This window comes from Capnocytophaga sp. CM59 (genome assembly GCF_000293175.1).
Classification (GTDB): domain Bacteria; phylum Bacteroidota; class Bacteroidia; order Flavobacteriales; family Flavobacteriaceae; genus Capnocytophaga; species Capnocytophaga granulosa.
On record NZ_ALNN01000005.1, the window covers coordinates 31,240 to 54,065 of the forward strand.

The 22,826-nt window shown below is 40.8% G+C and carries 21 protein-coding genes; 4 read left to right on the forward strand and 17 right to left on the reverse strand.

Features of this window, described 5'->3' with window-relative positions; translation table 11 throughout:
* Nucleotides 1-74: 74 nt before the first annotated feature.
* The 10 genes from HMPREF1154_RS01540 to HMPREF1154_RS01585 form a co-directional block, all read right to left on the reverse strand.
* A complete protein-coding gene (locus HMPREF1154_RS01540; protein ID WP_009640874.1) occupies nucleotides 75-596 on the reverse strand; it encodes a Crp/Fnr family transcriptional regulator in 522 nt (173 codons plus the stop codon).
* Nucleotides 597-674: 78 nt separating this feature from the next.
* Nucleotides 675-1,577: a type IX secretion system ring protein PorN/GldN gene (gene gldN / locus HMPREF1154_RS01545; RefSeq protein ID WP_009640856.1), complete on the reverse strand. Its 903-nt coding sequence runs from the start codon at nucleotides 1,575-1,577 to the stop codon at nucleotides 675-677.
* Nucleotides 1,578-1,591: 14 nt separating this feature from the next.
* Nucleotides 1,592-3,166: a type IX secretion system motor protein PorM/GldM gene (gene gldM, locus HMPREF1154_RS01550; protein WP_034566675.1), complete on the reverse strand. Its 1,575-nt coding sequence runs from the start codon at nucleotides 3,164-3,166 to the stop codon at nucleotides 1,592-1,594.
* Between the two features lie 41 nt (nucleotides 3,167-3,207).
* Nucleotides 3,208-3,909: a type IX secretion system motor protein PorL/GldL gene (gene gldL, locus HMPREF1154_RS01555; protein WP_034566677.1), complete on the reverse strand. Its 702-nt coding sequence runs from the start codon at nucleotides 3,907-3,909 to the stop codon at nucleotides 3,208-3,210.
* 58 nt (nucleotides 3,910-3,967) lie between these two features.
* Nucleotides 3,968-5,353, reverse strand: coding sequence for a type IX secretion system lipoprotein PorK/GldK (gldK, locus tag HMPREF1154_RS01560; protein ID WP_009640750.1), 1,386 nt, complete (start codon nucleotides 5,351-5,353; stop codon nucleotides 3,968-3,970).
* A 337-nt stretch (nucleotides 5,354-5,690) separates the two neighbouring features.
* Nucleotides 5,691-6,206: a PAS domain-containing protein gene (locus HMPREF1154_RS01565; RefSeq protein ID WP_009640837.1), complete on the reverse strand. Its 516-nt coding sequence runs from the start codon at nucleotides 6,204-6,206 to the stop codon at nucleotides 5,691-5,693.
* Between the two features lie 186 nt (nucleotides 6,207-6,392).
* Nucleotides 6,393-7,367 carry an alpha/beta hydrolase gene (locus tag HMPREF1154_RS01570; protein ID WP_034566679.1) on the reverse strand — a complete coding sequence of 325 codons (975 nt, stop codon included), beginning with the start codon at nucleotides 7,365-7,367 and terminating at the stop codon, nucleotides 6,393-6,395.
* Nucleotide 7,368: 1 nt separating this feature from the next.
* On the reverse strand, nucleotides 7,369-8,685 hold the full coding sequence (locus tag HMPREF1154_RS01575) for a DUF4374 domain-containing protein (protein WP_232211958.1): 1,317 nt from the start codon (nucleotides 8,683-8,685) through the stop codon (nucleotides 7,369-7,371).
* Nucleotides 8,686-8,764: 79 nt separating this feature from the next.
* The gene (locus HMPREF1154_RS01580; protein ID WP_034566680.1) at nucleotides 8,765-11,116 is read right to left on the reverse strand and encodes a TonB-dependent receptor; all 2,352 of its coding nucleotides are present in this window, start codon (nucleotides 11,114-11,116) and stop codon (nucleotides 8,765-8,767) included.
* A gap of 181 nt (nucleotides 11,117-11,297) precedes the next feature.
* Nucleotides 11,298-11,528 carry a hypothetical protein gene (locus tag HMPREF1154_RS01585; RefSeq protein ID WP_009640770.1) on the reverse strand — a complete coding sequence of 77 codons (231 nt, stop codon included), beginning with the start codon at nucleotides 11,526-11,528 and terminating at the stop codon, nucleotides 11,298-11,300.
* A gap of 122 nt (nucleotides 11,529-11,650) precedes the next feature.
* Here HMPREF1154_RS01585 and HMPREF1154_RS01590 point away from each other — a divergent pair, with 122 nt between their 5' ends.
* Complete coding sequence (locus HMPREF1154_RS01590) at nucleotides 11,651-12,070, forward strand: hypothetical protein (protein ID WP_034566682.1); 420 nt, start codon at nucleotides 11,651-11,653, stop codon at nucleotides 12,068-12,070.
* Between the two features lie 82 nt (nucleotides 12,071-12,152).
* On the opposite strand, the gene HMPREF1154_RS01595 is transcribed toward HMPREF1154_RS01590, so the two are convergent.
* Together HMPREF1154_RS01595 and HMPREF1154_RS01600 are read right to left on the reverse strand one after the other, a co-directional pair.
* Entirely contained in the window at nucleotides 12,153-12,995 is an 843-nt protein-coding gene (locus tag HMPREF1154_RS01595) for an aldo/keto reductase (protein ID WP_009640797.1), read from the reverse strand.
* A 187-nt stretch (nucleotides 12,996-13,182) separates the two neighbouring features.
* Nucleotides 13,183-13,824 carry a helix-turn-helix transcriptional regulator gene (locus tag HMPREF1154_RS01600; RefSeq protein WP_034566700.1) on the reverse strand — a complete coding sequence of 214 codons (642 nt, stop codon included), beginning with the start codon at nucleotides 13,822-13,824 and terminating at the stop codon, nucleotides 13,183-13,185.
* An 83-nt stretch (nucleotides 13,825-13,907) separates the two neighbouring features.
* On the opposite strand from HMPREF1154_RS01600, the gene HMPREF1154_RS01605 reads away from it, so the two are divergent.
* Nucleotides 13,908-14,762, forward strand: coding sequence for a CPBP family intramembrane glutamic endopeptidase (locus tag HMPREF1154_RS01605; RefSeq protein WP_009640766.1), 855 nt, complete (start codon nucleotides 13,908-13,910; stop codon nucleotides 14,760-14,762).
* 88 nt (nucleotides 14,763-14,850) lie between these two features.
* Here the strand turns inward: HMPREF1154_RS01605 and HMPREF1154_RS01610 are convergent, their stop codons facing one another.
* From HMPREF1154_RS01610 to HMPREF1154_RS01625, 4 genes are read right to left on the reverse strand one after another with little or no spacing between them, the layout of a single operon-like run.
* Entirely contained in the window at nucleotides 14,851-15,909 is a 1,059-nt protein-coding gene (locus HMPREF1154_RS01610) for an RNA ligase family protein (RefSeq protein WP_009640842.1), read from the reverse strand.
* A 38-nt stretch (nucleotides 15,910-15,947) separates the two neighbouring features.
* Nucleotides 15,948-16,412 carry a DinB family protein gene (locus HMPREF1154_RS01615; protein ID WP_009640847.1) on the reverse strand — a complete coding sequence of 155 codons (465 nt, stop codon included), beginning with the start codon at nucleotides 16,410-16,412 and terminating at the stop codon, nucleotides 15,948-15,950.
* Nucleotides 16,413-16,451: 39 nt separating this feature from the next.
* Entirely contained in the window at nucleotides 16,452-18,020 is a 1,569-nt protein-coding gene (locus HMPREF1154_RS01620) for a hypothetical protein (protein ID WP_009640779.1), read from the reverse strand.
* 15 nt (nucleotides 18,021-18,035) lie between these two features.
* Nucleotides 18,036-18,599 carry a hypothetical protein gene (locus HMPREF1154_RS01625; RefSeq protein ID WP_009640823.1) on the reverse strand — a complete coding sequence of 188 codons (564 nt, stop codon included), beginning with the start codon at nucleotides 18,597-18,599 and terminating at the stop codon, nucleotides 18,036-18,038.
* A 174-nt stretch (nucleotides 18,600-18,773) separates the two neighbouring features.
* Here HMPREF1154_RS01625 and HMPREF1154_RS01630 point away from each other — a divergent pair, with 174 nt between their 5' ends.
* On the forward strand, nucleotides 18,774-19,481 hold the full coding sequence (locus HMPREF1154_RS01630; RefSeq protein WP_034566684.1) for an IS1 family transposase: 708 nt from the start codon (nucleotides 18,774-18,776) through the stop codon (nucleotides 19,479-19,481).
* A gap of 63 nt (nucleotides 19,482-19,544) precedes the next feature.
* Here HMPREF1154_RS01630 and HMPREF1154_RS01635 read toward each other — a convergent pair whose 3' ends face one another.
* On the reverse strand, nucleotides 19,545-21,125 hold the full coding sequence (locus HMPREF1154_RS01635) for a Na+/H+ antiporter (protein WP_009640845.1): 1,581 nt from the start codon (nucleotides 21,123-21,125) through the stop codon (nucleotides 19,545-19,547).
* A 128-nt stretch (nucleotides 21,126-21,253) separates the two neighbouring features.
* Here HMPREF1154_RS01635 and aspA point away from each other — a divergent pair, with 128 nt between their 5' ends.
* The gene (gene aspA / locus HMPREF1154_RS01640) at nucleotides 21,254-22,648 is read left to right on the forward strand and encodes an aspartate ammonia-lyase (RefSeq protein ID WP_009640765.1); all 1,395 of its coding nucleotides are present in this window, start codon (nucleotides 21,254-21,256) and stop codon (nucleotides 22,646-22,648) included.
* Nucleotides 22,649-22,826: the final 178 nt, after the last annotated feature.

A 22,826-nucleotide genomic window follows, 5' to 3' on the forward strand; every position in this document is an offset into this window, starting at 1 on the left:
GTCTTTGTTTTTCAATGCAAAGTAACGACGAAAAAATGTAGGAAAAATGAACTTGGGTTCATAAATGAGAATACTCAAAAAATCCGTTTCCGTATTCTGCTGAGGGCTTGGGGTGTAATGCCTATATAGGAAGCGATATATTTTAGCGGAATGTTCTGAATGAGTTTAGAATCTTTCTCCAATAGGGTGCGGTAGATCTCTTCGGGGGATTGTAGCAGAAATTGCGCTTCTCGTTGCATTTTCTCTATAAGCAAGTGTTCTAATATATCGGCTTTTATTTGGAGGTACTCTTGTTGCTGTATCAGGTGCTCAAGGTGTTCGCGTCCTATCTTATAAGCCGTAACATCCTTAAGGGCTTCAATAGAAAGCAGTGAGGGCGCTTGCTTAACAAAAGAAGTATAAGAAAGGCAGAACGATTCAGGAAACAGAATATCTACTGTAGTTTCCTTATCCGTAGTAGGATTATAATAGAAAAAGCGTACAATACCTTCGCTAAGGTAATACAAATAGTTCTCTACCTCACCTACGCGAGTGAGGATCTCTCCCTTGGCGAACCGTACTTCGGTAAAATATTGACTGAGAAAATCAAGATTCAAGGCTTAAAAGATTAAAACGTAAGACATTTATAAAGAAACAAAAGACTACCCCAAAGAGGTAGTCTTTTGTATATTGTTTTAATAAACCCACATATCTTGTTCGCGGTCGCGGATACGTTGTTTGATACGTTCGGCTTCTAGGAGCTGGTATAGGGCATTGTCAGGAAGGTATTTCTTGATTTCCCTATCCCCATACACGTTGTCTTCCTTATAAATCACCCCTACAAAACGACGGGCGTTCAGCAAGTGGTCAAAGGAGACACGATTAGCTGAGTTCAATTGGTTAAATACCCTAGCCTTGTGCAAGATATTTCTTGCAGCAGGATACCATACCCAGAAAAGCTCTACCAAGCTCGATTGTGCATCATCAGTTCCTAAAACACTCACATCGGGAGCTACTGGAGCCAGTCCAAGTAAGCGATACTTAAGTTCTCCTTGTCGTTTGTCAAAGTACCATAGACCTTTGATACGGTACTGTACAATATCCCTTGAGGTAAGGTCAGTACGTACGATATATTCTGGTGGCAATGGTTGCCCTTGGTTAAGGATTTCATATCCTGCATCAAGAGTATCGGCCTTGGACAAACTGTACTTAAGGTCATCGAATGTTCTCTTTTCAGTGAAATAGGAATCTGTATAAGTTTCAGTGAGTTTTTTCTCCTTCATCGCTCTTAGGAGAACATCGTACAAGGAGCGACGGTCTGCACCAATCTCCATAGTATCAATAGGGAATAGTAGCGGGAAGTTAGCTCTTTCTTCCAAGTCCACAAGTTCCCAAGTGGTAGTTGACCACATGATATCACGGTCATCTACATAACCATAAGGAAGTGGTACATCATTGTCAGATTCCTGTTGAGCTGTTGTCTTCTCACCTATCTCACTTGGTACTTTTGCATTCAAGATATTCACTTGAGCAAAAGCATTTGAGGATACTATCCACAAAAAAGATAGCGTCAGGATATTCTTTAGTGCTTGTTTCATAATCTTATAATTTGTTATAATACTTCGATAGATATAGGAGTAGCTGGCTTAGGAGTACCACTATATCCTGATACTGAGTAACGTATCTCTGATATTTGAATTATATCTCCCTTCTTAGCACGGTTTACTGCTGCTGCTGCTGCACCGCTAGCACTTACACGACTACCCTGTACTACCACACTAGGCTGTCCTGGCACCAAGATACGGAAGGAATTTACCTTGGTAGTAAGGTCAAAATCAAAATCGTTAAATGCTACAGAAAGTTCTCCTGCCAAGATATTAGCCTTAGCCAACTTCACAGCTCCAGTGGTACGTAAGATAGCTCCTTCTGGTTTTGGAATATCTTTTACACGGAACTTCTTAGAAGAAGAGAATTTCTGACCGTCAAAAGTACCTGTAACTACGATGGTAACTTCAGCAGAACCAGCGTTAGGCTTCATAATATAGTTAGGTCCACTCTTACGAGAAAGTCCTGGTGCAGAAGCATTTACTTGGTTATCAGGGACCCCTGGCATAGAGATAGTCATAGGGTTCACTACGCCACGATATACCACGTTCATCTTATCGGCAGAGATTACTGCTTCGTTTGGACGAGGGATAGTGGTGAATGATTGAGATACATCTACAGGAGTTTCTTCTCCATTTTGTTCATAGATAAGCTTACCTTCAATCTTGTGGTCACCTACATTACCTGTATTTACTTTAAGTTTTACCTTTCCTTCTACCACTTCTACTTGTGATTCAGGGATAGGACGGCCATCAAGGGTAAGTTGTACTTTTTTAGGTTTGGTAGAGTTATCTTTACGTCCGAGAACGATAGCTCCGTCAAACTCTTGGTTAGCATAGTAAGCCCCTCTGGATTGTTCAAGTAGGGTAGTATAGTGCTTCATAGAAAGTTCTTCTTTCATCTTCTCACCGAGCATAGCCTTGTAGAAGTCTTGTTCTGTTTGGCGAATGTCGGATTGTAATTGGGAGAACTTAGTAACAGCTGCTATATAAGGGAATCCTTCGTAGTTATACTGAACCCAACCCACGCTATTTCCTTCACGATCTTTTACTTTGTCGTTTACACCAGTACTGAAACGTTCTTCGATAACTGTCTTAAGCGCTTCGTCCTTAGCATCAAGAAGACTTACTAATTGGTTGCGATAGTTTTTGATTTTGTCCAAGAATTCCTGACCTGCTGGTTTAAGTCCGTCAGTTTTGAAGAATTTTTCATCCAACATATCGGATTTGTCCATTATTTGGTAATCCTTTCTTTCTGCTTCGGTACTACCAGCCTGTTTCATTACCTCTTCTTTGAGAGTCCCTAAGTAAGAGTAATATTCGTTAGACAAATCTCTTACTTGACGAGCCTTTTTCAAAGCCTCTGCATATTCTTCAGGTTTTTCTTGTTCTTTTTTCTCTAATTCTGCAAAGACGGCCTCATTGGTAGAAACGTAACGTTCGTTAGCGGCTTGTAATTTTTCGTTCATAAGCCCGAACGCACTTAGTACTTCTTTACCCATATTGAGCGCCATCATCGCGATGAAAACCAGATACATCAGGTTAATCATCCTCTGTCGTGGTGAATTTGCTGCTCCTGCCATTTCTAATTGGTTAAATGATTAAATAATTATACTTCTTTAGATTAACGAGCTCCGCCCATTGCAGAGAGCATGCCACCATATACAGTGTTAAGAGATTTCAAGTGTTCTTTGAATGAATTAACTTGTGCGTTCAATGAGTTAAGGTTATCTACCATACCTTCTTGAGCATTTACTTGAAGTTCTGTTCTTTCAAGTTGGATACGGTAAAGAGAGTTCAAGGCTTCGAGGTGTACGGCAGCTGTGGTGAGTTCTTCTCCGTATTTTTGAGTAGAAGCTACAGCATCAGCAGCTGGGCCTATGTTACGAGCAGCCCCTTCGAAGTTACGGATACTCTTAGCCAATGAGTTCATTAGCTCTGCATCTATGTGAGCTTCTCTTAGGATATTATCCAACTTTTCAGACAAAGACTCTCTAAGAAGTTGTGTTTCTTGTTCGTTTTGGTATCCAAGTTGTTGTGGAGCAGCACCGCCAGCGAAGTTAAGTTGTCTTGGCTCACCGCCTGCAAGCTCTGGAAATACACGTTCCCAGTGAAGGCCTTCTTCTACAGGTTCGAAGGCTGCGATAGCGAAGATGATTGCTTCGGTGATAAGACCTGTTGCGAGGAGCACTCCACCACCTAGCTTAATGGAACCTAAAGAGATTTCCCAGTGAAGGAGTTTGAAAAGGGCTCCGAGAATTACCACAGAGGCTCCTAATCCATAAATCATATTCATGATTTTCTTTGATGATTTTGACTGTGCCATTTTTTTCTTTTTTTGATTATACTTCTTTTATTTATTAATTTTTAATCTTCACTATAGTTTATCTTAGGTTAGAGAGGTTACCTTTCTTAGAGTTAACTCTCTGTACCCCCATGAAGCTCTGTACTGTACGGAAACCTATATAGCTACGTGCAGAGTCTTGGTATTCGTAATCACGGGTAGCCACTTGGGTATAGAAAGCTACATCTTTCCAAGAACCACCGCGGATTACTTTACGTTTGTTTTGTTGGTCATTTACGTTAGGGTTCATAGAAGACATGTATTCGTATGAGTTAGAATCATAAGAAGTATTTGTCCATTCTGATACGTTCCCTGCCATATTGTAGAGGTTGTACCCATTAGGGTGATATGATTTTGCTTCTACTGTATAAAGAGCATTATCGGCAGCATAGTCCCCACGTGAAGGCTTGAAGTTGGCCATGAAACAAGCTTTGCTATCCACGGTATAAGGGCCACCCCAAGGATAGGTAGCTGCTTCGAGACCTCCGCGAGCGGCAAACTCCCATTCAGCTTCGGTAGGAAGGCGGAATGCATTCACGTCTTTTCTCTTCTTTGCTTTTTGGAAAGAGTTCTTATAGAGGGTACGCCACTCACAGAAAGCCTTTGCTTGTCTCCAAGTAACACCTACCACAGGATACTCACTATAGGCATAGTGCCAAAAGTAGTCATTGTGCATAGGCTCATTGTAAGAGTAGTTAAAGTCCTTAATCCACACAGTGGTATCAGGATATATCTTTACGATTTCCTCTTTGATAAAGTCCTTACGTCCTTTTTTGTGAGAACGAGCTGCAGCTTCTATATCCATCCATTGGTACTTGAAGACAAGTTTCTCCACCGCCAAAGGACGACGTCCGTTATAAGTCTCTTCAATAGGTACATACATGGAGTCCATCACCTCAACATAGTGCTCATCAGGCCATTTTTGTTTGTCCCATATGAGTTTCACTTTTCTGTTGATTTTACGCTTTTCAGGATTATCCTTGTCTCCATAGTTCTCATACATATACTTATCGTAGGCGCTTAGCTTCTCCTGATCGGTATCCAAGAAAGCGTACTTTCCAATACCTTCACCGCCAGCAGATTGCCCACTTTCTTCGGCCATGATAGCCAACTTGCGACGTACGATAGAGTCACGCACCCAATTGACGAACTGGCGATACTCACCATTGGTAATCTCGGTATCATCCATATAAAAAGGGCTTACGGTTACCGTTTTGGTAGTAGCGTCCTCGGTATGAGCTTTATCATAGTCGGAGCTACCCATAACGAAAGCACCACCTGGAACAAGCGTCATTCCATAAGGCTTGGGCTGTTTCCATAGTCCACCCTTTACACCTATAAGTTCCCCCTGGTCATTACCAGCGCCACAGGAAACCATCAGATAACCTATTACAACAAGTGCTACTTTTTTTAGTTTCAATATCATAATCTACAATATTATTTCAGGGAGGCAAATGTAGTCATTTTTTATTTGTCTTACACTACTTTTTCTCTCAAGACCTCGCTATTTTTAAAGATTCTTCGTTCAACTTCTCAAAAAGAAAAATGTTATTTACTGATTAACAATAGATTACACCTACTAAAGACCTTATTACCTTACAAAAAAAGTTATTAACAATTCCTATGTAAATCATAAAATATCTTTAGCCTCTCTCTTGAAGATGAACAAATCTTTTTAATAACAAGGGTTTCTTTTGAAAAATCATTACATTAGAACTCCCCTTTGTTGTTTAATTCTTCACGATTGGTTTTACAGTGTATTTTTATTTAAATTCCAAAATCACATCCTCAATATAAGTAAGGTAATCCTTACCTTGGTCTTTGAGGAATTGTTGGAAGTATTGCTCTCCTGCTTCGATACCGCCAGCTTGTTCTACTTGCAATATTTTTTGGTACAAGGGAGCGATGTGCTTTTCTATAGTCTGCTCAGGAACGGAGGTTCTTCTACCCATGTAGTTGATGATCTGTCCACTTGGGTCACGGATAATATCAAAATCGGTAATTACCCAATAATATTCGCCTGACTTAGCTAAATTTTTAACAATTGCATGGAAGTTAATCCCTTTTTGGATATTATCCCAAAGGATTTTGAATATAGTCTTAGGCATATCAGGGTGACGAATCACGTTGTGAGGCTTACCTATTAGTTCAGCTTCATTATATCCGCAAACGTCCATAAATACCTGATTTACATACTCTATCACTCCCTTTGCATCGGTTTTACTCATAATGGTCTTGGTCTTATCCCAAGCTACTTCCTTATTTACTGGTGTACTCATAAGTCTAACTGTTTATTCGGCGCAAAGATATAAAAATATTTTTAGAAACAAATAAAAAATGTTCTTTTTTTATCTTTTTTTCATAAAAACTTATCAACCGATTTTTTATTTATACCTTAAATCATATATCTTTCGCTAAAGTAGATTTTATTTAATTGATAATCAGATAATTGCAAATTCTGCTTGTTATTTATTTTTTTCTTTGAAATTTATTAACAACGCCTCCACTTCTTGGGCTTGGGTCTGTTTTCCGTTGCGCTGTAACCACTTTATGGTATTCTTCAGATAAGGTTCTGAAGGGGTAAAAGTATAATGTAGTCTTTGGGAAAGTGCTTTATATCGCTCGGTTATTACTTGTGGATTTTCCTCTATATCATTGCGATCAATGAACATCTCGGCAAAGAGCGCACGGAACATGTCTATATTACCGATAAGCTGTATGGTACCATGGTTCTCCTTGGAGTACTCAGAAATCTTCCATTGTAGATTGGGGAAAGCATTAGCTGTAAGCATTGCTTTGAGCTTGTCAAAGGTAGCCACATGCCCACTACGACCATTATGGCGTATCTTATAGCCCGTATGGGTGATATAGAGCAAGCGGTTTTGGAAATCCTTGCCTTTGCTTTGCTCAAAGAGCTTGATCCCATAACCCTCTCCCCACCATAGGCTGGGATCATGAGCGATATAGGCATTGAACAAGTCAGTATGCTTTATCAGAGCATCCACCACCGAGAGGCCTCCGAGGGAGTGCCCTACTGCTATACGAAAGTCCTTACAGCGATATTTGCCCTCCACCAAGGGCTTAAGCTCTTCGCGGACAAACTTCCAAAAGTGATCATTCTCTGTAGTAAAATCATTATCTCGCTCAGTGCTTTCTATTCCTACGACTATCATCTCAGGTATATTGGGAATCCCTTGGGTGAGCTTCTCTATAAGGGTAGTGAAATAATTGAAGTTGGTTTGCGCATCAAGCAGATAGACCACAGGGTAATCCGTGGGGGTAAGGGAGCTATCATTATAGGAAGGAGGCAGGTAGAGGTCTATGGTGCGCTCCCCGCCCATAATGGTAGAAGGGAGCGTAAAACGCTCCCCTATACAAATAGCTGTCTGTGCCCAAGTGCTACACACGGATAGGAAAAATAGACAGATGATATGTTTCATATTATTCAAAACGTCCTATAGCATTGATTACAGTGGCACCTTTTACTACTAAGCCCTTAGTAGCGGCATTGGTTGCAGGGTCTATGACATAAATAGCAGGGTCGGTACCTTGTTCGTTCACTGGCAGATATACCTTACCTCCGTAGATTGCAGGGGTAATAGGATTGGTCACGATATTGGTACATTTGGCAGGGTCAGGAAGTCCAGCTACCCAGTTGAGTGTTTTAGCTTCTACATCCACAATTGCATAGTGATATACATCCAAAGAGCGGAGGTTGGCCTTAGCAGCATCATTGAAGAACTCTACAAGGAATTTATTCTCTGTGATATGCCATACGCGACGGAAAAGACCGTTGTTAGATACGGCAGAGATATCAAAGAAATAGCTATCATCAAAGGTAGTAGCCCCAGCCTTGATACGCAAAGCTCCCGCAGGCTTAGTGGTAGCCTTATCTGCTTTAGCTGGTGCTTTGGCAGGTGCTGGATTCTTAGCAATAGCTCCTGAGAAGACATATACATCTCCGTTGGCTACCTTGCCCATTTCCAAGAGGTATTGGCTCTTAAAGCGTCCTGCTGAGTAGCTTAGCTTATCGCTCTTGTAGTAACGCTTAAGGTTCAATTCCTTGTCAAGTACTCCTACATATACCACATCGGTATTTTCCATATAGCCTGTACTGGATCCCTGTCCTGGTTGTACATCTTTGTATTCAGAAACAAGCATACCTGTGAGGAACTCTCCATTGCCATTGTCCAAAATACCTGCAAAAGATACGATCTCGGTATCATTCATATTGTCCCCTAAGAACTTATTGGTATGAATGGTTTTACGAGAAGCCTCTCCGAAGTCAGAAGTATTACGGAAGATAAAAGTAGCTCCATCATTTTTCCCTTCAAAAGCCTGTCCACTTACCGCTGTTACATAGTAATTATTAAAGAAGCCGAAGGTAGTAGCACGCTCATTTACCTCAAACTCACTGATAGGATTTACTTCTCCCTTTGCATCGCGCGCATAGGAAACACCTATACCAGCTCCCTTAAACTCATAAGAGAGACCTGCTGCGATGTTTTTATTAAACAACCAAAAATAGCCATTAGCAGGTTTTAACTGTAATTTGTTAGACCCTAAAGGTACTTCTCCTTTGGTTACATCTTCAGCAAGGAGTACATAGCGGGCTTTGTTTTCGGCTCCTCCTGCATCAATAAAGAAGCTATTTACTTCTGTTGCATCAGGGGTTGGAGTTGGTTTTCCTCCATTATTATCATCACTCTTAGAGCATGACACCAAAGTAGTTGCTCCTACAAGTCCAAGGAACAACATTTTTCTAATAGTTTGAAAATTAATATACATAAATATAAATAGTTTTGAATTTTCAGTTTTGAGTGGTTAGTGGTTAGTACTAAAACCTATACCCTAATTTTACATAAAAGGCTCTGCCTGCTTTTTGCAGACTATAGTTGTCATATAACAACGCATCGGTAAAGTTCTTGACCTCGGCCGAGAGGGTGTACTTATTCCTTGGCGCTGTATAGGTAAGGCTTAGATCGTGGGAGAGCTGCGTGGGTACGGTGATTTTCGCCCCCTCGCTCTGCCAAGAGAGGAAAAACTCATGCGTATAAGCCAAGTTATAGCCCAAGGTAAGCCCATCGTCCTGAGTGATAAGGTCAGCAAAAGTATAAGAGGCATCGGCATTACCAAAGAGATAAGGCATGTTAGGCACTCGATCCTTGTAGGTGAGCGAATTGGCTCCGTTGGTATTTTTGCACTCGTGGTTGCGCATATCCATATAAGAGAGATTCCCGCCTACAGAAAAGGTTTTCTGATAGAAATAGCGCAGGGTGAAATCACCGCCCAAGGTGAGTACCTTGCCATGGTTCTTGCTGGTAGCTGCTCCTGTGCTGGCTACATTGCGAATGATATAGTCCTGAATATAGCGCAAGGCAAAGCCTCCTTCCGCTAAGAGAGCATGGCCATTGGTTTCGGGCTGCCAAGAGAGATTCAAGTTGAGATTATTGCTCTGCTCAGGGCGCAATTGGTTGGCTCCTATCTCTAAGTCACCATCTCCGAAAAGCTCTCGGTCGTTGGGCAAGCGGTAACTCTTTTCATAAGAGAGCTTGGCCAGTAGTTCCTTAGAGAACTCATAAGAAGAACCTATCCCCGCCCCCAAAGCATCGGTACGCTCGGTATGATCTTCATAAACGGACAAATAGCCATGGCCACTCACCACTGCAGGGCCTGTTACTTTAGCTGCATAATATTTGCCAAAGGCTAAGACCGTCCACTGGTCATTCGGCACATATTTGTACGAGAGGCCTGTGATATTCTTCTGGTTGATGCGATCCATAAAATCAGCATCAGAAGAAAAAGGCGTAAAAAGCTGGCTCTTGGTCAGTCTATAATAGTGGCTAAAGGTATGCGTAAGCTGCAAGAAGTGCTTTTCGCTTAGCCAATAATCCAAGTGTGCCGCCACGTAGGCTGTCTTGCCTTCAAAGACTGTATTCTGATACATAGCCTCTCCCATCGTAGGCTTGGTTCTGTAGGAGCCGTCCCAACTATACATACGATTCTCCTCATCTACAACATTGGTAGTTGTTAGGTCGTAACGTCCTGTAACGGAGAGGCTCAGCCCCTCCAACAAGTTTTTCTTTTCGTACTCCATCCCTGTACTATAGGTATAGGAGGTTTGGTACTTACCCCCAAAGACAATCTGCATGAGATTGGCATTCTGTATCTGTTTGTACTCTTGGTTATAGTTCAGGGAGAAAGAGAGCTTATCTGCCCAAGGCTCCTTGAAGATATTCACTTTCCCAATGATCACCTCATTGTGATAACGATCATGGAAACGCTTGAACCACTGCCTATCCTTGGAATAAATCCCTTTGGCCAAATCTAAGTAATGGGTAAGCACCTTATAGCTATTATCAGAATAGTTCTGATAGGCGTTGAACTCTATCCCTATATTATCGGTCAGTGGTGCCCCTATATTGAGCGTGCTCTTATGGGTATTGAAAGAACCAAAGGTATAACTTAGGTTGGCATACTGGGCATTGCTGCGCTTGGTAACGATATTCACCGCCCCTCCCAAGGCATCAGAGCCAAAGGTAACAGGCACTACCCCCTTATAGATTTCAATACGGTCAATCAGTTCAGTGGGGATATTACCTATTTGGAAAGAAGAAGCCCTACTGATAGGCACCCCATCCACAAAAGTACGTACATGCTGACCTGTAAAGCCATTGAGATTGATTTGGCTCTCAGCACCCACACCACCCGTTTCGCGTACCTTTACCCCAGAGGCTTTGGCGAGCATATCAGCGGCATTGCTATTGAGGTGTGTGAGCTTGGAGGCATCTATAGCAGCTACATTATAGGCACTCTTCTCCACCTGCTTGATGGGTGTTATGGCCGCTACCGTAATACCCGTAAGAGCGGTGATTTCCTCCTCCATAGCCACATTGAGCACCACCACAGGCTGTGCCACCGTGAGGGTTTGCTCTTGTGTCTTATACCCCATGGACTCTATAGAGAATGTATAAGGCGCTTTTCTATAAGGTACTGACAGAGAAAAATTCCCTTGGCCATCGGCCACTGCATACTTTTTAAGTTCCTTAAGCTGCACCACTGCCCCCACTACAGGCTCTTTGCCTGCGGTGATACGCCCTTTTACAGTGGAAACTTGCTGGGCATAAAGCACCCCTACACAGAGGTAAAACACACAAAACCAAAAACTTCTGAAAGAGAAATACATCATATAGCTTATATCCTATTTCTAAACGGGGGCAAAGATACTGATTTATTTGGAATAATTCTAAAATAATTCGTTAATTAGCAGATTTGTCTAAGCCAATTAAAAATCCCCATGAGTTGTCATCTCTTATGGGGATTTTTAGTTATTGTCTATTGTGCTACGTCCTAAACTGTTAATTGGCATATCATCTCTTCGATATTATCAGTTTGTAGTTTGCACCAGTCGGCTTTGGAAGTAGGGCTCCCCATATTTTTGACCATATACCAGTAGCAAAAATATCGTCGCGGTTGAAATCGTCTTCCCAAACTAATTCCCATTCCTCTTTTTCTTTGGAAGGGGTGTCCTCTTCTTTTTGTTCTTGAGAGCAGCCTACAATGATGCTCCAAATGCATAAAATAATAAAAGTTTTTCTCATAATATTGTATTGTTTTTAAGTTATTCTAAATGCAAAGGTAGTGATAATTTGATAATTAGCGAATTTGCATATTAGGCAATTATGTATTACCTTTGCGGCATTAAAATATTAATAATATAATTATGAGAAAAGTACTTTTAATGGGAGTGTTAGCTTCCTTTATGCTAGCGAGCTGTGGTACAGCTAAATCACCAGAGATGAAACGCTTAGAAAATCAGCAGCAAGCCTTGAAACTCAATACTGAGCTCAACGAATTACAAATGAAACTCACTCAAGAGCAAACCAATAATCAGTCGTTGCAAACTGAGGCTACGCAAGCTAATGAAGAAGCTACCAATCGTACGGATGCTTTTAGTGATGCGAGTTCGGCTTCAGCAAGTGCTAAAAAAGCGAACAAAGCTGAAAAGGCTTTGCGCAAAGCTAGTAAAGCTAATAAGCAATTAGCCAAAAGTAATCGCCGTATTGAGAAGTTGCAAAAAGACATCACTAAATTGCAAGAAAAGATAACTAAACTAAATGCTGAAGTAGAATTTAGCAAATAGATACAAGTTAGATGTCTTATTAAAAATTCCCGTGTGGTAGTACCACACGGGAATTTTACTAATTAGCATATTTGCTAATTTGCTATTTACCATATTGTAGTATCATCTCTACAAAAGCAGGATCTCGGCGAGAAGAGAAGAGCGGTTGCTTGGTATCAAGAGCTTGAATTTTTGCCATATCCTCTTGGGATAGTTGGAAGTCAAATACATTAAAATTTTGCTCCATACGCTCTTTGCGTACCGATTTAGGAATACAAATAATATCGCGTTGTAATAGGTAGCGCAAGGCTACTTGGGCAGCACTTTTGTGATACTTTTCACCAATGGCATTGAGCGTAGGATTGGCAAAGAAATCGTTTCTACCTTCAGCAAAAGGTCCCCACGACATTAGCTTGGTATCGTATTTTTGCATTAGCTCTTGGAGGTCTTGCTGTTGGTAGAATACGTGTGTTTCCATTTGGTTTACAGCAGGTTTTATCTCGCAGTGGTATGCCAAATCGAGGTATCTATCGGCATAGAAGTTGCTCACCCCAATAGCGCGCACTTTGCCTTCTTTGTAGGCTTCTTCCATAGCGCGATAAGAGCCGTAATAATCGCCAAAAGGTTGGTGAACGAGTAGCAAATCGATATAATCGGTTTGGAGTTTGTGCAAAGAGGTTTCGATAGAGGCTTTTGCCTTTTCATAACCAGCATTGCTTATCCACACTTTGGTAACGATAAAGAACTCTTTGCGGGGGATACCACTTTTCTTAATAGCGTTACCTACGCCCTCTTCATTTTTGTAGATTTGAGCCGTGTCAATCATTCGGTAACCTACCGAAATAGCATCACTTACGCAACGCTCACATTCTTTGGGGTCTACTTGGTATACACCATACCCCAATAGGGGCATTTGTACCCCGTTGTTTAATCGAATATTTTGCATAACTTGAGTTTTAAATTTTAATCCTGCAAAGGTATGACGTTTTTTCAAAAGGATTATTATACAAAAGTCAGTAGTTTTTACAGATTTGTCTATACCTTTTTGGTTTTTCGTCTACAGCTTACTTCTCTCACTTTGTACAGCAACATTTGGGAGTGAGTCCAAGTGAATTTTATCAGTAATTAGCCGATTACTTCATTGCTTCAATGATATTATCTACTTGTAGTTTTTCGAGGATATTTTGGCGATGGCGGTTTACAGTATGTACGCTGATGTTCAGTTTTTCAGAGATTTCTTTACTGAACATTCCTTCTTTGGCAAGGGCGAGTACTTCTCTTTCGCGTGGAGTAAGCAGAACATCAGTAGCGGTTTCTATAGCAAAAGGTACCACTTCATCGGTAAGGCAATTTTTTATCTGAAAACGCACTGAAGTGTTCGCCGATTGCTCGGGAGCGAGGTCTATCATACCCATTGCCAAAAAATTATCCTCTTTGAAGACCAATATACGCGTTTGGTAAATCATTCGTACATACTTCCCTCTATCGAGCACTCTCAACTCATAGATGTATTTGTAAGCCAATTTTTCCTCCTCGGAGAGTGTATCCAAAAGCTCCCATACTTTTTTATCAATCCTTCTTACGACCTCCCAATCATCGGGATGTACCAATTTCTCAATGTTGATTTCTTGAGATGCTTCTATATATTCGGTTACATAATAGTACTGCCCGAATCTATCCGATAGAAAAACAGCAAAACTACCCGCTTCTTCTAAGATTTTGATATAGGGAAGATATTGCTGCGCTATTTCATCTATACTTTTGTCCATCGTCAGCTTCAAAATGGTTATTATTCAGTATTGCAGAGGTACCCCCTGCACTGTAATTTTGCCCCAAAGATAATCAAAAATTTTCAAACATGAAAAATCAAGCAAGAACAATTAGGAATTTATGTATTTTCATTTTCGTAGCCCTCAGCTGCGGGTGGGTAGGCGTATGGGTAGATGCTCTTACGGGGGAAACGACAGGTGATTTCAGCGATACCAACAATGGTACCAGCGGAATGGGTATTTTTATCGTTGCCCCTCTACTGGCTTGGCTCGTATTGCGCTCCTTTATGGGCGATGGTTGGCGTGATGCAGGATTGCGTCCGCTTATTAAGAAAAACCTGCGTTGGTATGGGGTGGCAACCCTTATTTACCCTGTGGTGATTGCCATTACCCTGCTTATAGGGGAACTCTTTGGGTGGCTAAAAGTAGAAATCCGTTGGACGGACTACCTCGGTGGGTTTGGTATCTTTGTATTAGCCGAATTTGTAAAGAATTTCTTTGAAGAATCGTCTTGGAGAGGGTATCTTACCGCTCGCTTGCTCCACTTGAAGATTAAGGATATATGGCTCTACCTTATCGTGGGGGTAGTGTGGTGTTCGTGGCATTGGCCTTACTTCTTTTATTTTCTAAAACCAGAACAGCTATTTGCTGTATTCCCTTACGAGAGAGTTACTTTTTGCATCATGGCATTGGTGTGCTGTACCTCATGGACGGTAATGTATACCGAACTTTTTCGCCTTACGCGCTCTATCTGGCCTGGGGTGTGGATGCACGCTATTGAGGATAGCACCATCAACAGCCTGATATATGACAAGCATATTCTTATCGAAACAGGTAAAGAAATTCTCATTTCTCCCGTTTCGGGGATGATCCCTTGTCTGTTGTACCTTGTCGTAGGTCTATGGCTGAGAAAAATCAGAATCACCCGAGAGGTACAATTATAGTAGAAACTCCCCATAGCAACCGCCTATGCGGCTCGCATCACGGGGAGTTTTTACAATTAGCAGATTTGCCAATAGGCTTACCAACTCGTTATTTCTTGCTATCGTAATAGTTATTCATTATTTTTGCAGAAAACTTGCTGTCAGGAGTTTTAACCACAATCCCCTCTATCACATGCTGGGCAAAATAAGCCTCACAGGTAGCGAGCAATTCCCCTCTGTTGCTAAATTCTTTTTCAAAGATAATAGGAACCGTCTGGATACCAAGCGCTTGTGCTTTGGCTACAAACTCGGCATGAGGGAGCTTATAGGTGATTCCTCCTCTGAGGCGATCTATACCAAAGAAACGAATATTGGCAGCTTCTTTTAGTGCAGGATTGAGTTTGTTGCCCGAACTGCCCACTCCTTGTCCGTTAAGCTCTCCTCGCAATACAATCTCTGTCTCTTGGGCAGCTCTCAAGATATCTTGGTACTGGCTACCATATTTGATATAGGTTTCGGTACTCTCTACTTCTGTATCACCTTTCTTTACAAAGCGCTCCATCACATTCTTGCGTGTAGCAATATACTCAGTGGAAATACTAATGGAAGTGCCATCTATCTTCTGGGTGCCGATTAGGTAGATAGGAAACGCTACCTCATTCCACACATTGTTGATATTCTCTTCATCAGTCTGATACCAACCAGAAGGGAAAGGACTTAGCTGGGTGTCACCCATGAGCTTGATAGGGGCTTCATACTTGGTAATTCCTAAGCTCTCGGCACTGATAGGTTGTTCCCCTATATGAGAAGTTACTACGGAAAGAGGCAAAAGAATCCCATTGGAATAGACTTTGTCGCCATTAGGCTCTTTAGAGAGGGGGAACTTAATGGCTCGTATACGCCGTGGTTGGTCTTCTATCTTACCCAGATAGGACTTCTTAGGATCACCTGCTGGGGCAATAAAATCCTGAAAGAGAGGCGTATCGGGCAAGCAATAATCAGGCTGGATATAGATAGCGGTGTCGCCTACTGCATAGAGATCTTTTTGAGCAACCAACTCAAATCCTGTTTCTTCTAAGGTGATAAGCTCTACACGCTCGGCTAATTCCTCTTTTTTATAGAGAGGAAATTTAGCTTTGATAGTTACTTTCTGTACAGGTGTTGCCATGATTGTTATTTTGATGATACTTATAAGCTAAAGAAGGGCTAAAGAAAATAGCGCAAAGCCAAAATCGTTCCTATGTGCATTCCCTCATGGGTATTGTTAAAGAGAATGGCCTCCTCTACATTGTGGAGCGTATAGCCAAAAGAGGTTTCATAGACAGGATAGTCTTTCCCTGCAAACACTCCTTTTTGATAGTCCTCAATAATTTGGTCGTGAGTGGAGGTCAGTAGCTGGCGGAGGGTAGCGATTTCCTCTTGGCTTGGGATATGCCCATCGGGGTAGGTACCCTTTTTGTAAGTGTTGATCAGCTCTTCTGAGACATGGGGTTGCACTCCTGCGAGCTTATAGCACAGCAGCTGTTGGGTAACCACGCAGTGGGCTATATTCCATAGGATATTGTTATGAAAGCCCTCTGGTATGAGTGCTAATTGTTCTGGGGTAGCTTCGTCCAAGAAGCGTAACAGACGGGCACGTATGGCCTTGTGTAAGTCGAATACTTTTGTCATGATAATATGTTAATATAATAATTTGCTATTGGTTTAGACCTAATCGCCAGGTCGCCTAACTCTGAGTTTCCACATTGCTTCTTCATCAAAAGTTTTAGGGTTGTAGTTTTCCTTAATCATCTCTTGAGACTTTTCATAGTAAGAATACACACTGTTTTTATCTTTGAAATAACTTTTGTAACCATATTCTCTCTGTCGTGTATCATAAGTGTAAATAGCTCCTACAAAAGTAAGCGTATCAAAATCAGCTATATTATCTATAATGATATCGTCAATAATGAGTTTATCTCTTGTGGCATAACACATTTTTAGGTCTTTGACTTCTGATGTAAGGGGTATTTCTTTAACAATCTCAATGGGGAGCGTATGGTGTGTTTCTAAATAGTTTTTACTAAATAGGGAGGTAATTTTATATATTACCAATTGGTTGCCTACTACAGCTATTTCTGTGGTGCTTGAGTCATCTTCTAATGTTTTTTCATAGTGATAATACTTTTGTTTAGAGGTGAAGGCTTCCCAAACGCGTTTTTCTACCTGTAGAGGGTATAATATTCTATGCTGAGAAATATTATACAGACAAATATATTGTTGCTCTCCATCAGTATACAAATCATCGTCCTGATCCAAGTAATAAAAACTATACTTTACTCTGTGTAATTTATTGAGATTTCGCACAGCACTCATATCAATAGGTTGATCATCATCTCGCAATGAAATATAATATCCTTCACTTGTTTTTACCATTTCAAGAGCTTTTACATAAGTAGCATTCTTAATGGGTAGTACAAATCTATCGTTACCATACTTATCACAACTCCACAAATTACCATCTTTAAAATCCAACAAATACTGTTCATAAGGTTCCCCCTCACTTCGGTACCTGATAAAAGTAGCCTCAGTAAATTTTCTGTTACAGCCTCTTGCTCTCAGATCTTTAGTGATTTCCATAAGATCAATCCCATCGTAATCCATTACATAAAAAGTATTATCGTCATATAACAGATTTTTGTCATAACTATTGGTTTTTTGAAATTGTACGGTTTTAGCATTAAGTCCCTCTATCTTTTTTAAAGTATATGTTCGGTTATCATACTCATACACAAAGTTTTTATCTTTTAACAAAGTAGTATGTTCCAATTCAGCGATAACAGTAGGGTGCTTGGGAAAATCAGGCATTGGAGTAAGCTCACCATCTTCCATAGCTACCCTCACCCACTTACCATTTACATAAAAGCAATTATTCCTGAAAGTTTGAGTAACACTATTAGTAGGAAACATTTTGACAGCTCTTACACACTGTTTCATATTTTTTGTATAATCTCTAAAATACTCCACAAAATAGTAATCATTGGCATTAGCAATGATTAATTCATTTTCATCCTCCTCACCTGTCATAACAATATGAGCCTCTTTACTATCAAAAGGCAATAAGTATTTTTCATAAGAAGTAATCGCAATTTTATTGCCATTACTATAGTATTTTTTTACTAAATACACTTTTTTACCTTCTGTTTTCAAGCTGAAGTCTTCATAGAAAGTTACTATAGGACCTGCATAGCTTTTAGCAAGAGTCCCTAACAAGACTAATAAAAAAAAGATTCTTTTCATTCTTAGACAGATATTTTAATAATAGACAATACTCCTTGTGTAATGCCGTACGCAATGGGAATTGGTAGTATCCTTTTTGTGAATCCAATTGCCGTGGTCATCGTACTCGTAGGCAGTTGCAGGTTGAGAGCGCAAGATATCGTTTTTGTAAAAACCTGTAAATGTACAGATTTGCTCTTTATAGGGAGCCTCAGTACGTTCTATTTCTTTCTCTATACGATCCTCTTCGCCTCTTTTGTAGTGATAGGTTTTAGTTTTTGTTATTTTATTTTGTTTGTAAAGATGAACTCTGAGGGTTACTTTCTCTCCTTGATAGGAGTAAAGGTGCTCTTGTGAGAGCTGTCCATCAAGCCTAGTATACCAAGTGTTCTTCACTACATTCCCTTGAGTGTCAAACTCAGTGATACATATCCATTGGGTATATTTTAGGGTGCGTTCACACCCTCCTGAATAGGAAGCTGTAGTGGCTTTTACTTGTTTTACTTTTCCTTTGAGGTCATACTTTCCCCAATCAGTTTGCTGAGCTTGCAAGCTAAAGACAAATGTTAGGACTATAAAGGGTAGGAATATATTTTTCATAGTATTCTTGTTTGATGCAGAGCAGGAGCACCTTCAATACGGCACATAAAGAAATCCCAATTTTGGGGGAGATTTTTATTATTCATATAAGTTTGATTTATTTTTGGAGGTGATTTAAAAAGTATGATGAAGTAAAAAGTTGACAATTAGAGCAAAAAGTTATATTTTTGTTGTGTGAAAATAAAAATAGAACTATATTGCCCCAATTGCCAGAGTGCAAAGGTAGTGAAAAATGGCAAAAAACCAAATGGAAAACAAAATTATCTTTGCAAGAATGAAGGATGTGGTCGTCAATTTATTGGAGATCATAATCTTACCTATAAAGGTTGTCATTCAAACATTAATCGTAAAATAACCCTTATGCTTGTTAGAGGTGTAGGAATTAGAGATATTTCCAAAATAGAGGAAGTTAGCATAGGAAAAGTGCTTACTGTTTTAGCTAAATCTAGTTATTCTATAACACCTAAAAAGAAGCATTATGGCCATATTGAAGTTGATGAATTTTGGACTTATGTTCAGAAAAAAGAGAACAAACAGTGGCTTATATATGCTTATGACAGAGAAACACGGGAAATTATAACTTATGTTTGGGGTAAAAGAGATTTAAGAACAGCTAAAAAGCTAAGGAAGCAACTTAAAGAACTGAATATTACCTATGATTCTATAGCAACTGATGATTGGAAAAGTTTTAAAACAACTTTTAAAGAGGATAATCATCTAATAGGAAAAGGGTATACTGTTGGGATAGAGGGGAATAACTGTAAATTGAGACATAGAATAAAACGAGCTTTTCGCAAGACTTGTTGTTTTTCTAAGAAACAAATAAATCATCTAAAGGCCTTTGCTTTAGCTTTCTTTTATATCAATTATGGGTATATCTAAAGTTGTATCATACTTTTTGAAGCACCACCAAATAATTTATCAATTAGCACATTGACTAATTGACTAATTAGTTTGGTTCTCCCATTTCTCTTCTTCTAAGTCTATCTGCCTTTCGAAGGAGCGCAGGAGCTGTTCGTTTAGGCGTGGGTTGCGATTGAGCTGCTGTAGGTACTCCCGCTGGCAGTGTAGGATAGCGATGTATTTCTCCCGCACTTCAGGGGTGATACTACACTGGGGAGTGTCGAGCTGAAACTGCCAGATGTCTTTTTGGTTTTGCAGCAGGAAGCTGTTGGTCTCACCCTTATAATGGGTGTCCATATATGCTAAGGCCACCCGTGCCAGTTCCTTGCGAACATAGGTCTCTGCTTCGGCCTCTGGGATATGGTCGTCATAGTTGGGAAAGGTAACCCGCTTGATAAGGAAAGGAAGGGTAAGTCCTTGTACAACCAAGGTGACCAAGATGACGATGAAAGTCATATATAGGATCAGATGGCGATGAGGGAAAGGGCTGCCGTCGTCCAAAGTTAGTGGTATGGACAGCGCCACGGCCAAGGAGAGCACCCCACGCATACCTGCCCAGCCGAGAATCAGCGGGATACGTACATTGTTATACCTCCGTCCGTCGGCTACAGGGATAAAGCGCTTCATAATCTGGGTGGTCAGTACAGCCCCATAAGCACAGAGAATACGTACCCCTATGATGACTCCTGCCATAAGTAACCCATAATAGGTAGCGGTGGTCAGTTCCATTCCTTCCTGCTCGATACTTGAGAGAATTTCAGGCAGACTCAGACCAATGAGAGAGAAAGCCAAGCCGTTGAGAATGAAGACGATATTATCCCATACAGCGGCACCCTTATTGCGGGTAGCAGCAGGGAAAATCTCATTGCGAAAATAAGTCAGGTAGGCGCCCCCTACTACTACAGCCAAAACCCCTGAAGCCTCTAAAGCATTAGCTATCATATACATTATGTAAGGAGAGATGAACGTCAGAATAATATCCATATTGGCGTCGGTGGGAAGGAGCTTATGAATGAAACGCAGCAGATAAGCCACGGCCAAGCCTACTGCAACCCCGCCTATGACTACCCATAAGAAGCCACCCGCCATTTGGTACCAAACAAACTGTCCTGTGGTAACTACCAAAGCAGCAAAGCGGAAGACAATAAGCGAAGAGGCATCGTTGAGCAGACTCTCGTTCTCCAAAATCGTAGAAAGGCGGTGGGGTACCTTGACAAATTTCAGAATAGCCGAGACACTCACCACGTCGGTAGAACCTACGACCCCACCGAAGAGGAATCCCAAGGCCAAGGAAAACCCAGGCAGTACCATATTGGCCACCCATGCCACTGTTGCAGAGGTGATAAAGACTACGATAAAGGCAAAGCTAAAGATAATGCGTCTCCATTTCCACAATTCCTTGAGCGAAAGCGCCGATGAGTCGGCATAGAGCAGTGGTGGCAAGAAGATCAACAGTACCCAGTTGGGGTCTATCACTATATGAGGCAGTTTAGGCATAAGACTCAAAGCCAAGCCTCCAAAAACCAATAAGATGGGGTAGGCTATTCTAAGCCGATTGGCCAACATAGTAAGCCCCACAATGGTAATGAGTAGTAGTAAAAGATATGGAAAATAAGCAACCATAAAAAGGACTTGTTTGTATGCTAAATTAGGGCAAAGATACAAAAAAATATATAGAAAAAAACATGGTTATATAAGAAAAAAAACGTACCTTAGCACCACTTTTTTAGATAGTATAAATACATTATATAATGAAAGAGTTTAGAACAGAATCAGACCTCATTGGGGAATTACAAGTCCCTAAAGAGGCTTACTATGGGGTACAAACACAACGTGCCTTAGAGAACTTCCACATTTCTAACAGCAAAATGAGCGATTATCCTGAGTTTATTCGTGCTTTTGCCTATGTAAAATTAGCCGCTGCTCAAGCCAATGCTGCCCTTGGGGTAATCCCTAAAGAAATCGGTGCTGCTATAGAAAAGGCTGCCCATGAGGTGATTGACGGAAAGTTTCATGACCAATTCCCTGTGGATATGTTCCAAGGAGGAGCGGGTACTTCAGTGAATATGAATACCAATGAGGTAATCGCCAACCGTGCTTTGGAAATCTTGGGTTATGAAAAAGGGGATTATGTACACTGCTACCCCAATGACCATGTCAATGGCTCCCAATCTACCAATGACTCTTATCCTACAGCCATTAAGCTTGCGGTATTCAATATGAATAAAAAGCTGGTAAAGCATGTACAAGCCTTAGCTGATGCTTTCCGTAAGAAAGGAAAAGAGTTCGCTGATGTAATTAAAATGGGACGTACCCAGCTCCAAGATGCGGTGCCTATGACCCTAGGTCAAGAGTTCGAAGCCTATGCAGTGAGCCTTGAGGCAGAAATCGCTACCTTGAACAAAACCGCCAATTCACTACTTGAAATCAATATGGGTGGTACCGCCATCGGTACAGGACTCAATGCCCCTCATGGTTACGCTAAGCTATGTACAGAGAACTTAGCCAAAGCCACTGGAGAGGCATTTGTACTTTCTCACGACTTGGTAGAGGCAACACCTGATACTAGTGCTTATGTCTTCTACTCCTCAGGCTTGAAGAAATTCGCTGTGAAGCTCTCTAAGATCTGTAATGACTTACGCCTTTTGGCCTCTGGCCCTCGTGCAGGCTTGAGCGAAATCAATCTTCCTGCTATGCAGCCAGGTTCTTCTATCATGCCAGGAAAGGTGAATCCTGTAATCCCTGAAGTGGTTAATCAGGTTTGTTTCAAGGTAATTGGTAACGACCTTACTGTAACTTTTGCTGCTGAAGCTGGTCAGTTGGAACTCAACGTGATGGAACCTGTAATCTGCCAGGCTATCATGGAATCCATCACCCTCTTCCAAAATGCGGCTGATACGCTCAAAGATAAGTGCGTGGTGGGTATTACTGCTAACCGCGAAGTTTGCCTCAATATGGTAAAGAATAGCATCGGTATCGTAACAGCACTTAACCCACATATCGGTTACAAGAATAGTACTAAGATAGCCAAAGAAGCGCTACAAACGGGCAAGGCCGTATACGACTTAGTACTTGATCATGGCTTGCTTTCTAAGGAAAAATTGGACGAAATCCTAGATCCTAAGAATATGATCGTGGCCAAATAACGCTGGATATATATGTACTTTGTTTAATAATGACGAAAAGACTGCCCAAAGAGCAGTCTTTTTTTATTTTATTAAATACATATAAACATTTTCAAAGTTAAATAGAAATAAGCGAATGTTAAATGTATAATGCTGCCAAAAAAATATCAATTTAAAAAAATATTGCAATATCTTTATT

Excerpts from the sequence above, each read along its gene's own strand:
- gldN (WP_009640856.1), bottom strand. The coding sequence starts at position 1,577 with ATGAAACAAGCACTAAAGAATATCCTGACGCTATCTTTTTTGTGGATA.
- gldM (WP_034566675.1), bottom strand. The coding sequence starts at position 3,166 with ATGGCAGGAGCAGCAAATTCACCACGACAGAGGATGATTAACCTGATG.
- gldL (WP_034566677.1), bottom strand. The coding sequence starts at position 3,909 with ATGGCACAGTCAAAATCATCAAAGAAAATCATGAATATGATTTATGGA.
- gldK (WP_009640750.1), bottom strand. The coding sequence starts at position 5,353 with ATGATATTGAAACTAAAAAAAGTAGCACTTGTTGTAATAGGTTATCTG.
- HMPREF1154_RS01565 (WP_009640837.1), bottom strand. The coding sequence starts at position 6,206 with ATGAGTACACCAGTAAATAAGGAAGTAGCTTGGGATAAGACCAAGACC.
- HMPREF1154_RS01570 (WP_034566679.1), bottom strand. The coding sequence starts at position 7,367 with ATGAAACATATCATCTGTCTATTTTTCCTATCCGTGTGTAGCACTTGG.
- HMPREF1154_RS01575 (WP_232211958.1), bottom strand. The coding sequence starts at position 8,685 with ATGTTGTTCCTTGGACTTGTAGGAGCAACTACTTTGGTGTCATGCTCT.
- HMPREF1154_RS01580 (WP_034566680.1), bottom strand. The coding sequence starts at position 11,116 with ATGATGTATTTCTCTTTCAGAAGTTTTTGGTTTTGTGTGTTTTACCTC.
- HMPREF1154_RS01585 (WP_009640770.1), bottom strand. The coding sequence starts at position 11,528 with ATGAGAAAAACTTTTATTATTTTATGCATTTGGAGCATCATTGTAGGC.
- HMPREF1154_RS01590 (WP_034566682.1), top strand. The coding sequence starts at position 11,651 with ATGAGAAAAGTACTTTTAATGGGAGTGTTAGCTTCCTTTATGCTAGCG.
- HMPREF1154_RS01595 (WP_009640797.1), bottom strand. The coding sequence starts at position 12,995 with ATGCAAAATATTCGATTAAACAACGGGGTACAAATGCCCCTATTGGGG.
- HMPREF1154_RS01605 (WP_009640766.1), top strand. The coding sequence starts at position 13,908 with ATGAAAAATCAAGCAAGAACAATTAGGAATTTATGTATTTTCATTTTC.
- HMPREF1154_RS01610 (WP_009640842.1), bottom strand. The coding sequence starts at position 15,909 with ATGGCAACACCTGTACAGAAAGTAACTATCAAAGCTAAATTTCCTCTC.
- HMPREF1154_RS01615 (WP_009640847.1), bottom strand. The coding sequence starts at position 16,412 with ATGACAAAAGTATTCGACTTACACAAGGCCATACGTGCCCGTCTGTTA.
- HMPREF1154_RS01620 (WP_009640779.1), bottom strand. The coding sequence starts at position 18,020 with ATGAAAAGAATCTTTTTTTTATTAGTCTTGTTAGGGACTCTTGCTAAA.
- HMPREF1154_RS01625 (WP_009640823.1), bottom strand. The coding sequence starts at position 18,599 with ATGAAAAATATATTCCTACCCTTTATAGTCCTAACATTTGTCTTTAGC.
- HMPREF1154_RS01635 (WP_009640845.1), bottom strand. The coding sequence starts at position 21,125 with ATGGTTGCTTATTTTCCATATCTTTTACTACTACTCATTACCATTGTG.
- aspA (WP_009640765.1), top strand. The coding sequence starts at position 21,254 with ATGAAAGAGTTTAGAACAGAATCAGACCTCATTGGGGAATTACAAGTC.